This is a genomic window from Paenibacillus sp. 01T424 (genome assembly GCF_056398745.1).
This window is the reverse complement of the sequence record NZ_JBFTPZ010000006.1, coordinates 1-12686: the sequence shown is the minus strand read 5'-3', so window position 1 is coordinate 12686 and position 12686 is coordinate 1. Positions and strand designations below refer to the sequence as shown.

Here is a 12686-nt window from a genome sequence, read left to right as displayed (position 1 = left end):
TTTATTATCCTGCTAGAGCCTCAGGCAGCTCGCGCTCATAGTGTTTATGCAAAACATAACGCTGCAGTCCCCGGCTGCTTAACAGCGCTTTTTTTGCATAAGAAGCTGCTTCTAGCTGGTTTCCTGTTTTTTCTTCAATTTCGGAAAGTAATGCATTTTTCATCCATGGCTTGGAAACTCTAGCAGCGCTTGATCGAGCAAGCTCTATGTTTCCTTCTTCCAAATGAACAAAGGCTGCATAATAATGTTGGTAATCCATTGGCCGTATATGTACGATTTGGTTTTTTACCGAGGAAACATCTTTCCGATATGCACCATGAAAGGCCATATACAATGCTTGTCTGTGGCGCTGTTTATACTTGAGAAGCAATTGAGGCATCAGACGTTCAACTTCTTCATCTTGTCTGTTCGAAGATGCATATAAAATATAAAAGGCAGGGTTTTTACGCTGGGCAATTAAAAATTTCTCCAATCGATCCAAATCTGTTTCAAGAAGCGGCGTATAAAGAGGTAATCCAAAGAACAAAAAGACAATAATAAAGCTGGAAATGATGGAGTAATTGGTGCTTAAACCCAACATGCTTAAGGAAATATTGACGATAAAAACGAAAAGAAATGCAAATAGCGTACGGACTGGCGAGTTAATATTGAAACACATCCTTTTCTCAATAACTGCTCGATATAACTAAAGATGTTGAATGGAATAGAGAAAAATTTCCCATTTCAGAGTATTATAATACAGAACGTAATAAGGACACTAGTCTATTAATCGTTTCTATTGATCGTTTTTAAATCTCATGAGCTGTAAAATCTGTGTATTTTATTGTCTTTGAGTYTGAATTTTGCTACAATTTCTATCAGGTTATATTTGGAAGGGGAATCAACACTATGCCAGTTACTTTGTAATAGTTTAATCCACAATTCTATTTTTACTATTACAAGGAAACAAAGCAAAGTGTGTTATACATCACATCATGCGGCGAATCCTTGTGATTTGCTGCTTTTTTTGTGATTTATGATGCTTCTCAATATTCTGCTTTGTATTCCTTCTATACATTAGGAGGATATCGATGAGTCATTCACAAAATACAAGTAATAGCATTTTAACTATAGCGTGCAAAGATATTATTTTGAGAGAGTATCAGGTCGAGGATTTAGATGCTCTGCATAATCTCACTTGGCAGCCTCATTTTCATGAATTTTTGCTGGATTGGAATGTTTCTAAGGAACAAAGGGCAGACTGGTTCAATCATTATGAAATACCAGAAAATCTACTTTTTTTAGAAGCGGTATCCAAAGATGGTGATATAGGAGAGCTGCGGCTGCGACTGAGTATAATATCCAGAGATACTGGCGAATTTATCGGTGTTTGCGGGACAGGAATATTGGATAAAATATCGCCGCCCAACAGAGAGATTTTTTATGGGATTTCAAATGATCATAGAAATAAGGGTTACACGACTCAAGCTGCAAACGGATTGATTCAGTATTTGTTCGAAAATACGAATGTCGAGGAGCTCGTGGCTATCGCTCAGATACGCAACGTACCATCGAATAAAGTGATCCTAAAATGCGGTTTTGAATTTCAAAACAATATCGTTATTGAAAATAGGGAATACAGTTATTACAAGCTTAAGCACATACAACATTCACAAATTTTATGATTTAATTCAGTGTAAAGGTATAGGAATAAAGAGCACTTAAAGCTATAATGGTTTTTAGTATAGCATTTACAAAAGGACATGGGCCGTTAATGACTGTTTGGTCCAGCCGAAAAATAACTTTTAAGGAGTACTCGAAATGACTAAAACGCTTATTTTCGGGCACAAAAACCCGGATACCGACACGATTACATCAGCGATCGCATACGCTGAGCTAAAAACAAAGCTAGGTGCTGACGTTGAGGCGATTCGCCTTGGGGACGTTAATGGCGAAACACAATACGCTCTTGATTATTTCGGCATCCCAGCTCCTCGTTTGATCGAGAATGTTGCTGACGAGACTGACACTGTTATTTTGGTCGATCATAACGAGCGTCAACAATCCGCAAACGATATCGACAGTGTACGTGTACTTGAAGTAATCGATCACCACCGTATTGCTAATTTCGAGACAAGCCACCCTGTATATTTCCGCGCTGAGCCTGTAGGCTGCACAGCGACGATTTTGAATAAATTGTACAAAGAGAACGGCGTTGAAATCCGCAAAGAAATTGCTGGCCTTATGCTGTCTGCTATCATTTCTGATTCCTTGCTGTTCAAATCGCCAACTTGCACGGAGCAAGATGTAGCAGCCGCTCGCGAGCTTGCTGAAATCGCTGGCGTTAATGCAGAAAGCTACGGTCTGGACATGCTTAAAGCAGGCGCGGATCTTAGCGACAAAACGATTRCACAGCTGATTTCCCTAGATGCGAAAGAATTCGCAATGGGCAGCTACAAAGTAGAAATCGCGCAAGTAAACGCGGTTGATACAAACGATGTTATTTCTCGTCAAGCTGAGCTGGAAGCAGCACTTAACGATATTATTGCAACAAAAGGTCTTGATCTGTTTGTGCTTGTTGTAACGGACATTTTGAACAATGATTCCGTAGCGCTTGCACTTGGCGCTCAAGCTCATGCGGTTGAGAAAGCTTACAACGTAACGTTGGTAGACAATAAAGCGGTACTCAAAGGCGTTGTTTCCCGCAAATCGCAAATCGTACCTGTTCTTACAGAAACGCTAAGCAGCCTGTAAGAAACAGCGAGGCAGCAGCCGTTTGCCAAAAAAATAGCAGTCTGAAGCTTGGATTTCAAGTTTCAGGCTGCTTTTGTTTTGCTATACTAGAGAAGAAGGAGCGGATGACATGTTTACTGTAACAGAATATAGCGCTGAATTAATGAAGGACCCGTTTGGCATTTTATCAGGAAAGAGGTATGAGTTCATTCTTGATCTGGATGTAGCGGATGATGATGAGCTTTATCATGACGAGGGCGTGACGCTCCGTGTCATTTATGTGATCGAAGAGGATACAGCCCGAATCGCAAAGTATGAATTTCTAACCACTTCCTCCAATAAGTACATTGATTTTGAGCTGGAAGAGGATGAAGAGAAGATGGTACTGGCGTTTTGTCAGGAGCATTTTGACAAGTCGGAGGAATAAACAGCCTTTTAGCAGTTGAATTATAATACATAATTCAGTATGGAGCAGGGCTGGCAACGTTTTTTAGCCATGTCATGGATTAGCTGACATTGGCATAGATTAAAAAACCGAGAAGAGGCAGCACCCAAATGAGCGGTACCATTGCGATGGTAACCGCTATTTTCATTTTATTGAACCGATAGAGCACCCAGCTTGCAATAATGGACAAAATAAGAGCTACCGGATAAAGCCAAATCACAATAAATAAAAGCACAGGCCAGAATAGATTTTCTGAACCTGGCGAGTCGAACATCATAACAGACATTAACGCGACAAAAAGCCAAACGAGCGTAAACAATCCGAACAAGATTTGACTAATCAGCATTGTAAGAAAAACCTTTTTGTTTTTCATCACTCAACCCCCCTTTCCCCCAAATATTATTAAAGCAAGCCTCGCGGATTTGTACAAGTGAAATTGTTACTTTCTGCCTATCCTCGGTTCCCTTTGTTATTTGTCACCCCTTAACCGCATAAAATTCAAAAACAGCTATTTTTTGCGGTGCATGCAGAGAGGAGCAGGTGATGAACAGGGCAAATAAGGATATTGAGCTGGCAGAGCAATTTGGCGCCCATAATTATCATCCCCTGCCGATTGTGATTAGCAGCGCAGAGGGCGTATGGGTGCAGGATTCAGAAGGCGCGCGCTACATGGATATGTTGAGCGCTTATTCGGCATTGAATCAAGGGCATCGACATCCTCGGATCATTAGAGCGTTAAAGGAGCAGGCGGATAAGGTCACGATTACATCACGAGCTTTTCATAATGAGGCACTTGGTGCGTTTTGCGAGAAGCTGGCGGCCTATACCGGCAAGGAACGAATTCTTCCTATGAATACAGGGGCAGAGGCAGTTGAGACGGCGATCAAAGCTGTACGACGCTGGGCTTACAGCGTCAAGCAAATACCGAATGATCAAGCTGAAATCATCGCTTTTGAGGGCAATTTCCATGGCAGAACGCTGACACTGACGTCTTTCTCCTCAACGGAGGAATATAAGCAAGGTTACGGTCCCTTTACACCTGGATTTCGTGTTGTTCCATATGGCGACCTAGAGGCAGTGAAGGCGGTGATGCAGCCGAATACCGCTGCGATATTGATTGAGCCGATTCAAGGCGAGGCGGGCATTCGGATTCCTCCGGATGGATTTCTTGCTGCTGTTGCTCAGCTATGTGCAGAACAGCAGGTGCTGCTTGTGGCAGATGAGATTCAAACCGGCTTCGGGCGTACAGGACGAAAATTCGCATGCGATTGGGAAAATGTCATTCCTGATATTTATATTATGGGGAAAGCGCTGGGTGGAGGGGTCATGCCTGTATCGGCTATCGCCGCGAACGGGAGCATTATGGATGTATTCGAGCCGGGCTCTCATGGTTCAACCTTTGGAGGAAATCCGCTTAGCTGCGCTGTTGCGATTGCAGCGCTTGAAGTAACCGAAGAGGAAGGGCTGGCGGAACGCTCACAGCTGTTGGGGCAATATTTGATGAGCAAGCTTGCTACATTGCGCCATCCGGACATTGCTGAAATTAGAGGACGCGGATTGTTCATCGCCATTGTGCTTTCGACGCCTGCAAGGCCTTATTGCGAGAAGCTGATGGAGCTGGGACTGCTTTGCAAGGAAACGCATGAGCATGTCATTCGTTTGGCACCGCCGCTCATCATCACGGAAGAGGAGCTCGACTTTGCCTTCGAACAAATTCAAACGGTCTTCGCGAATAGCATACAGGCAGGAGCGTGACGGCGATGAGCATTCAACAGGTGGCAATYGTTGCTGTTCCTTTTGGGAAAGGGGCAGGGAATCCCGGTGCGGAGCTTGGTCCAGCGCATATATTGCAGGCGGCAGAGCTTAGCCGCAAGCTGGCGGAGCTTCACATCCCGCATCGGTTAGCGGGCGAGATTGGCTTAGTTACTCCAATACCGCCGCTTCAATCCGCAAATGCCAAACATTTGTCTGAGGTGCACGAAGTGACCAGCCGATTGTCTGAGCGCGTATCGGAGATCGTTGCGGCAAGGGAATTCCCGTTAGTGCTAGGCGGAGATCATAGCATTTCCATTGGGACGATTGCTGGCTTAGCCGAGCATTATAAAAATCTTGGAGTCATTTGGTTTGATGCGCATTCGGATTTGAATTCGGAGGATACAAGTCCCTCGGGCAATATACATGGGATGTCGCTTGGCATCAGCCTTGGCAGAGGCATTCCTTTGTTAACGAATTTAAGAGGATTTTCGCCCAAAATAAAGCCAGAGCATGTCGCGATTGTCGGAGCCAGATCGCTTGATTCCGGCGAGAAGGCCTATATCCGATCTTTAGGCATCGCTTGTTATACCATGCATGATATTGATCGCCTTGGTATTGCTCGCGTGATGGAGAAGGTGATACAGCAGCTTAAGCAAACGACTGATGGCGTCCACGTCAGCTTTGACATTGATAGCCTTGATCCGGTTGAGGCACCGGGTACGGGCACGCCTGTCAGGGGCGGACTCAGCTACCGTGAAGCGCATCTTGCACTTGAGCTTCTTTATCAATCGGATCTGGTCACATCAGCCGAAGTCGTGGAAGTTAATCCAAGCCTCGACCATAATGACCAGACGGCTAAGCTTGCGGTGGAGCTAATTGGCTCGCTGCTGGGTGAACAGATTTTGTGAAGCAAGGGAAAGAGCCTCAAGCGACTAGCAAAGATTCGAATGAGCAGGAGGAACTGAGCTATGCGGGAGCCATATCAGAACGAACCATTTACCGATTTTTCGGTAATCGACCATATTAATGATTTTCAGGAGGCGCTGCGCAAAGTTGAACTGGAGCTGGGCCAAGAGTATTTTCTAAGGATTGGTGCTGACCGCATCGAGACGATTCAAAAGCGAAAATCAATCAATCCCTCTGATGTTGGGCAGCTTGTAGGAATCGTCTCACAGGCGGATTCTGAGCTGGCGCATAAAGCCATACTTGCTGCCGCAGAGACTTTCGAGCATTGGAAGAAAGTGACGCCTTCTGCCAGGGCGAGAGTATTGTATAAAGCAGCGACGTTACTGCGAAGGCGTAAGCACGAGTTTTCTGCATGGCTCGTTTATGAAGCGGGCAAAAGCTGGGCGGAGGCCGACGGAGATACAGCCGAAGCCATCGATTTTTTGGAGTATTACGGGCGGGAGATGGAACGGCTTGCAGAGCGTCAGCCTATTGTTGCTGTAGCAGGCGAGGATAATGAGCTAGTCTATATCCCGCTTGGCGTTGGCGTTATTATTCCGCCATGGAATTTTCCGCTTGCGATTATGGCGGGCATGACCATGGCGGCGGTTGTTGCCGGCAATACGGTAGTATTAAAGCCGGCCAGCGCGACGGCTGTTATCGCGGCGAAATTTGTTGAGCTGCTGGAGGAGGCAGGGCTGCCTGACGGTGTTGTGAATTTCTTGCCCGGCGCGGGAAATGAGGTGGGTGATTTTTTGGTGGAGCATCCATTAACCCGCTTTATATGCTTTACGGGGTCAAGGGAGGTAGGCCTGCGTATTAACGAGAAAGCCTCTATCGGCCAGTCGGATCAGAAATGGTTGAAGCGCATCGTTTCAGAGATGGGCGGCAAGGATACGATTATTGTTGATGCGGAGGCCGATCTTGAGCTGGCGGCCGATGCGATTACAGCATCCGCTTTCGGTTATGCTGGACAGAAATGCTCGGCCTGCTCGCGTGCTGTTGTGCATGAACTCGTCTATGACGAGGTTATTGATAAGGTTGTTGAACGAACAAAACGGCTAAAGCTTGGGAAAGCAAGCGAGCAGTCTACTTACGTTGGACCGGTCATTGACGAGCGAGCCTACATGAGTATTTTAAAATATATCGAGGTTGGGCGCAGCGAAGGAATCATCGTACATGGCGGCAAAATTGGAGATAGCAGCGGTTATTTCATTGAACCAACAATCATTAAGGATGTCGCTCCGCTTGCCCGCATCGCGCAAGAGGAAATATTCGGGCCGGTACTCGCGTTTATTAAAGCGGGCAGCTTTGACGAAGCGCTTGCTATCGCGAACAACACCGATTATGGGCTGACGGGTGCCGTCATCTCGCGGAACCGCAGCAGATTGGAGCAGGCCCGCGAGCAGTTTCATGTCGGCAATCTTTATTTTAACCGCAAGTGTACAGGTGCCTTAGTTGGGGTCCATCCTTTTGGCGGATTTAATATGTCAGGTACGGATTCGAAGGCCGGCGGGCGTGATTATTTGCTGCTCTTCACGCAGGCGAAGGTTGTATCAGAAAAATTCTAATCGTTACAGGCGAGCGGATTGGGCTATTAGGCTGCCGATCCGTTCAATGCCGCTCTCAATGTTCCTCTCAATCACATTGGTCACATTAAGCTTTAATAGATTTGCCCTCTGAAAAGTAGACAAGTAGTCACGATCCATGGCATCAACCAGTATGTCCTCCTTGCGTAATTTGCTGATTAGGAGCGGGACAGAAATGGTTTCATGAAGCAAAATATGAGTATGAACGATCGGGTAATTGGATCGCTCATAGGTGAAGGCACCTTTGCTGCGTGAAGCTTCCTTCGCAAGCGCCGTATCGAGAAGCTTAGCCCTTTCCGAGTATTTCCCGCGGATTTTGGCGCGATGACGCTCGAACATGCCGCTGCGCAAATAGATTTCAAGAGCGGCTTGCGACAGCATGGAGCTGTCGATGTCGTCTTGTTTTTTGTATAGGCGAAACGCTTCTGCAAGTAAATCAGGGATGACCGCAATACCGATCCTCAGGCCGGGAAATATAATTTTGGAATAGCTCTTTAAATAGATGACATGAGAGGAGTCGTCATAAGTGTAGATCGGATCGGCTTTGCTGTTCTGCTCGAAATCAGCTAGAAAGTCGTCTTCAACGATATATACATCGTATTTGGCGGCCAGCTTAGCGAGCAGCTGCTTCTCTTTCTTCGAATAGGAGCAGCCAAGCGGGTTGTGAAACCGCGGCATCGTATAAAAAAACTTAATGTCCTCTGTGCGAAAGATCTCCTCCAGCCTGTTGAAATCAATGCCGGAGAAACGACGCTCGATGCCAATTACGGGTACATTCCGTGTTTGTAAATACTCTATAAACAGATGATAACCTGGCTGCTCAATCAGCACCTTCTGCTTGCCGCTCGGAAATGGCATAGATGCAAGCAGAGACAGCGCCTGTTGAACCCCGGAGACAACAAAGATATTGCGCTCTGGCGCAAACACCTGATAGCTCATCAATTGCTTGCGAACGATATCAATCAAGGAATCCATTCCTTTGGCGGTGCCATAAACAAATAAGTCCTTCTGGTAAGTGTCGATTGCTTTATTAATGCAATGCTGAAAATCCAAATAAGGAAACAATGCCGGATCGGGCGCCGATGCTGCAAAGTTGAGCAGGCGGGCTGCTTCATCTTGAGCGGCGTTCATTCCTTTTACAACAAAATAGCCGCTTCTTGGCATCGCATAAATGAGATGGCGTTTCTCCAGCTCATCCAAAGCTTTAATAATTGTGCTCTTGCTGCAATTGAACTGCTCTGCCAGCGCTCGAATGGAAGGGAGCTTCTGCCCATCCTTATAGGGCTGCTTTGCAATGAGCTCCTCCAGCTCATTCATGAGCTTTAAATAAAAGTACATTTTAACAGTGCCTCCTGCCATCTGTACCGATACAGATGGCTTTTTTGTATATTGTAGCATGTGCAGCTTTGGAGATACGATACCTATATAAAGCGAACAGTTACTAGGAGGTATACCATGATGACAACACACAATAATTCGAAGTCGAAACGGCTTGCGTATACAGCGATTATTGTTTATTCCACTATTGTAGGGCTTTCTTTTCTTTTCGGAAAATTAGCCTTGACGGTTACAAGTCCGCTGGACAGTCTCGCCCACCGTTTCACCATATCTTTTATTGCGGCAACAATACCAGTCGCATTCGGCTGGATCAAGCTGCAGCTTAAAGCGCGGGATATGCTAAGCATTCTTCCGCTAGCTGTCTTTTATCCGTCGATGTTTTTTGCTTTCCAAGCCTATGGATTACAGTTTACATCCTCCGCAGAAGCAGGTATTATTCATGCCACAGTGCCTATCTTCACGATGATTGCCGCAGCGTATTTCTTGAAGGAGCGGACGACTAAGGTACAGAAGCTTTCGACCCTGCTCTCTGTTGTTGGGGTTATATTCATCTTTGTCATGAAGGGGACGTCAATCGATATTTCTAATGTAAAAGGCACCTTGCTCATACTTTTGTCAGCTCTTTCCTTGGCAGGCTATAGCGTACTAGCAAGGCGACTCTCTGGTCGCATGAAGGTAATGACGATGACGTATATGATGACGGCTATTGGCTTCCTTGTATTTAACTTTATCGCAATAAGCCAACATGTCGCCAAAGGAACGATTGCTCATTATTTTGAACCATTTGCCAGTCCAGTGTTCCTCCTATCGATATTATATTTGGGCGTGCTCTCTTCGCTCGTATCCAGCTTGCTCAGCAATTACGCCTTATCCAAGCTTGAAGCGTCTAAAGTGAGCGTATTTAATCATCTGGCAACGTTGGTCTCTGTTATCGGTGGATTTGTGTTTCTCGGCGAGAAGCTGGCATACTACCATTTCATTGGCGCTGCAGTTATCGTTGTTGGTGTGCTGGGCACGAACATGGGGGCATTCGGTAAAAGAAAGGGAACATCTCCGATAAGTGTTTCTCAAAAGGTGGAACGATAACAGAAGGCAGCGATTCCATCTGAGTCGTACAGCTGCTGCCGGAAAGCTTAGTTATACTCATTCTCTACGCTGACAGCTGCTCTAATAATGGATATGATTAGGTTTGTAGGTTATTAGAAGCGGCGTTAAGGGGATGATCAAGTGATCGAGAATAAGGATACATGGATTGTGGAAGCGGATATTACAAGCATGCAATCAGCAATGGAAAAAGGATGGATAAGCTCAGAAGAGCTGGTCCAGTTATATATGGAGCGAATCAGCAAATATGATGGCGTTCTTCGATCTATTTTGGAAATGAACCCTGATGCCATTGAAATTGCCAAAGCGTTAGATAAAGAGCGACAAGAAAAAGGGAGTCGTGGCAGCCTGCACGGTATTCCGATTTTGCTCAAGGATAACATCGATACACACGACAATATGCACACAAGCGCGGGATCAGTAGCTTTAGCGAATTCATATGCTGCGGAAGATTCCTTTGTTGCTTCGCAATTACGTGCCGCAGGAGCGGTTCTGCTAGGCAAAGCGAACATGACAGAATGGGCTAATTTCATGTCAGGCACAATGTGGGCGGGATACAGCTCAAGAGGAGGCCTTGTGCTTAACCCGTATGGTCCGGGAGAGCTGTTCATTGGCGGTTCAAGCTCGGGATCAGGCGCTTCGGTTGCCGCCAATTTGGCAGCTGCTGCAATTGGCACGGAAACTTCGGGATCCATCATAAGCCCTGCAAGCCAAACGAGCCTAGTAGGAATTAAACCAACGATTGGGTTAGTAAGCCGAGCTGGCATTATACCGATTACAAACAGTCAGGATACAGCAGGTCCGATGACTAGAACGGTAACGGATGCGGCTATTCTTCTTGGAACATTGGCAGGCGCCGATGAGCGAGATGCGGTTACGGTAAATGGGGCAAAGCAAGCTCATTCCGACTATACGCCATTTCTTGATGCTAGTTATTTAAAGCAAGCAAGGATCGGAATCCCGCGCTTTTATTATAAAGATTTGGACGAAGACAGGCTTGCGATCATGGAGTCGGCTATTGCGGTTTTGAAACAGGCTGGCGCGACGATTATCGATCCCGTTGAGCTGCCGTGTGAGAAGGTTGATTGGGATTGGCATGTGCTGCGATATGAATTCAAAAAATATATCAATGACTACCTCGGAAAGCTGGATGAATCGGTTCCGGTTCATTCCTTGAAGGAGTTAATTGCTTATAACGAAGAGCATGCAGACATTGCTTTAAAATATGGGCAGGATACGCTGCTTTCGGCGGAGGAAACGAGCGGAACGTTGACCGAACAGGAATATGTCGATAGTATTTTGAGAAATAAAGAGCTGGCAGGCAAGCAGGGAATTGACTTCGCATTAGAGGAGCATCAACTGGATGCTTTGTTGTTCCTAGGCAATGATGATGGCGATGATCTTGCCGCAAGAGCGGGTTATCCGGTCATTACCGTGCCTGGCGGTTATGCGGAGAAGGGAATCATTGCCGAAGGCGGCTATACGACCAAGGGACCGCAAGGGGTCACATTTATAGGTACAGCCTTCAGCGAGCCTACCTTAATTAAACTAGCCTATGGCTTTGAGCAGGCGACCAAGCATCGTGTATCTCCGTCAGCTTTTAATTGAATAGCTTGAAATAAGCAGGCGTAAACAACGGGTATAATCCGCTGGTTTGCGTCTGTTTTTTTGGGAAGAAATAAGGAATAGAAACAAGTATGGCTTGTTATGTTTTAGATTCTGCGTATCTTTTTTTAGTTATGGATCGTTTTCTAATAAAGGTGTTTTGGAGGAGTGTATTTAGAATGCAAAAGGTACTTATTCTAGGTGCAAGCGGTCTTGTAGGAAGAGCATTGGTTGATGAATTGCAGCACGGTTTTGACCTGTATGGCACTTATTCTTCATCATTTACGAGTCTGCCTACGGATAAGCAGTACAATTTAGATGTTGAGCAAATGGCTGAAATGAAGGAAATCATCCATTCGATTAAACCCGATATTGTTATTTCTTGCTTAAGAGGAGAGTTTGATCAACAGCTGTTGTTCCATAAAGAATTGGCTATGGAATTAGCTAAGCATAATAGTCGACTGTATTTCTTTTCTACGACGAACGTATTTGATGGAGACTTTTCAAAGCCTCATTTTGAAACAGATCTACCTATTTCCGGCACCGATTATGGGAAATTCAAAATCGAATGTGAAAACATGCTTACAGAAATTTTGTATGAACGAGCGATCATTGTCAGAATACCCGCGATATGGGGGAAAGATTCTCCGAGATGGAACACGATTAAAGATAGTATCGAAAATAATAAAGAGATAGAAGTTTACAGCAATCTCGTGTTTAATAATCTTCTGGATGTTTCGCTCGCTAAACAGCTGCGCTTCATTATTGAAAAAGAGCTAAAAGGAATTTTTCATTTAGACGCAGTGGATACGCTGACTCAAGGACAATTTTATGAACAGATTTTAAAACAATTAGGAAGTGAAAAGAGTATATTGCGAGAACGATTATATGAAGATGATGCTGCTACATATTATTTTCAGTTGCGTTCGAATCGCGATGACTTTGTCAGCGCTCCGCGAAGCACCAATGCTGAGATGATATCATATTTAGTGAGCGATTATTTGGATAAAGAGCAGCAATAGTTTAAAAAGGATGGGGCGGCCGGCGAGGCCACTGAAGAACTTAAGGTTTTTGTGAGCCCCCAAAGCGATAAGCAAAAATGCGACACCTTCTCCTGATATTCCGGAGAAGGTGTCGCATTTTTGAGGTCTTGGCGCTGTTTGTTAGTCAGCTAATTTCAATATCCGTTTTAA

The 12686-nt window shown here is 45.3% G+C and carries 12 protein-coding genes; 9 read left to right on the top strand and 3 right to left on the bottom strand.

Annotated features, from left to right (window positions below; genetic code table 11):
- Positions 1 to 4: 4 nt before the first annotated feature.
- Entirely contained in the window at positions 5 to 658 is a 654-nt protein-coding gene (locus AC1DPK_RS07320) for a hypothetical protein (RefSeq protein WP_477509843.1), read from the bottom strand.
- A 412-nt stretch (positions 659 to 1070) separates the two neighbouring features.
- On the opposite strand from AC1DPK_RS07320, the gene AC1DPK_RS07315 reads away from it, so the two are divergent.
- The 3 genes from AC1DPK_RS07315 (at position 1071) to AC1DPK_RS07305 (ending at position 3139) form a co-directional block, all read left to right on the top strand.
- Positions 1071 to 1664 carry a GNAT family N-acetyltransferase gene (locus AC1DPK_RS07315; RefSeq protein ID WP_477509842.1) on the top strand — a complete coding sequence of 198 codons (594 nt, stop codon included), beginning with the start codon at positions 1071 to 1073 and terminating at the stop codon, positions 1662 to 1664.
- Positions 1665 to 1800: 136 nt separating this feature from the next.
- Positions 1801 to 2733 carry a manganese-dependent inorganic pyrophosphatase gene (locus AC1DPK_RS07310; RefSeq protein ID WP_477509841.1) on the top strand — a complete coding sequence of 311 codons (933 nt, stop codon included), beginning with the start codon at positions 1801 to 1803 and terminating at the stop codon, positions 2731 to 2733.
- Positions 2734 to 2842: 109 nt separating this feature from the next.
- Positions 2843 to 3139, top strand: coding sequence for a DUF6509 family protein (locus AC1DPK_RS07305; RefSeq protein ID WP_339204976.1), 297 nt, complete (start codon positions 2843 to 2845; stop codon positions 3137 to 3139).
- Positions 3140 to 3218: 79 nt separating this feature from the next.
- Here AC1DPK_RS07305 and AC1DPK_RS07300 read toward each other — a convergent pair whose 3' ends face one another.
- The gene (locus AC1DPK_RS07300; RefSeq protein WP_477509840.1) at positions 3219 to 3530 is read right to left on the bottom strand and encodes a hypothetical protein; all 312 of its coding nucleotides are present in this window, start codon (positions 3528 to 3530) and stop codon (positions 3219 to 3221) included.
- A 170-nt stretch (positions 3531 to 3700) separates the two neighbouring features.
- On the opposite strand from AC1DPK_RS07300, the gene AC1DPK_RS07295 reads away from it, so the two are divergent.
- Genes AC1DPK_RS07295 through pruA form a run of 3 tightly spaced genes read left to right on the top strand, consistent with a single transcriptional unit; the run spans position 3701 to position 7428 of the window.
- Positions 3701 to 4912, top strand: a complete 1212-nt coding sequence (locus AC1DPK_RS07295; protein ID WP_441880726.1) for an ornithine--oxo-acid transaminase — start codon at positions 3701 to 3703, stop codon at positions 4910 to 4912.
- Between the two features lie 5 nt (positions 4913 to 4917).
- Complete coding sequence (gene rocF, locus AC1DPK_RS07290; protein WP_441880725.1) at positions 4918 to 5820, top strand: arginase; 903 nt, start codon at positions 4918 to 4920, stop codon at positions 5818 to 5820.
- 60 nt (positions 5821 to 5880) lie between these two features.
- Positions 5881 to 7428: an L-glutamate gamma-semialdehyde dehydrogenase gene (gene pruA / locus AC1DPK_RS07285; RefSeq protein ID WP_441880724.1), complete on the top strand. Its 1548-nt coding sequence runs from the start codon at positions 5881 to 5883 to the stop codon at positions 7426 to 7428.
- A gap of 3 nt (positions 7429 to 7431) precedes the next feature.
- Here the strand turns inward: pruA and AC1DPK_RS07280 are convergent, their stop codons facing one another.
- Positions 7432 to 8784, bottom strand: a complete 1353-nt coding sequence (locus AC1DPK_RS07280; RefSeq protein ID WP_441880723.1) for an aminotransferase-like domain-containing protein — start codon at positions 8782 to 8784, stop codon at positions 7432 to 7434.
- Positions 8785 to 8901: 117 nt separating this feature from the next.
- Here AC1DPK_RS07280 and AC1DPK_RS07275 point away from each other — a divergent pair, with 117 nt between their 5' ends.
- The 3 genes from AC1DPK_RS07275 (at position 8902) to AC1DPK_RS07265 (ending at position 12515) form a co-directional block, all read left to right on the top strand.
- A complete protein-coding gene (locus tag AC1DPK_RS07275) occupies positions 8902 to 9870 on the top strand; it encodes a DMT family transporter (RefSeq protein WP_477509839.1) in 969 nt (322 codons plus the stop codon).
- A gap of 141 nt (positions 9871 to 10011) precedes the next feature.
- The gene (locus tag AC1DPK_RS07270; RefSeq protein ID WP_477509838.1) at positions 10012 to 11496 is read left to right on the top strand and encodes an amidase family protein; all 1485 of its coding nucleotides are present in this window, start codon (positions 10012 to 10014) and stop codon (positions 11494 to 11496) included.
- 176 nt (positions 11497 to 11672) lie between these two features.
- Complete coding sequence (locus tag AC1DPK_RS07265; protein ID WP_477509837.1) at positions 11673 to 12515, top strand: sugar nucleotide-binding protein; 843 nt, start codon at positions 11673 to 11675, stop codon at positions 12513 to 12515.
- The last annotated feature ends 171 nt before the right edge of the window (positions 12516 to 12686 follow it).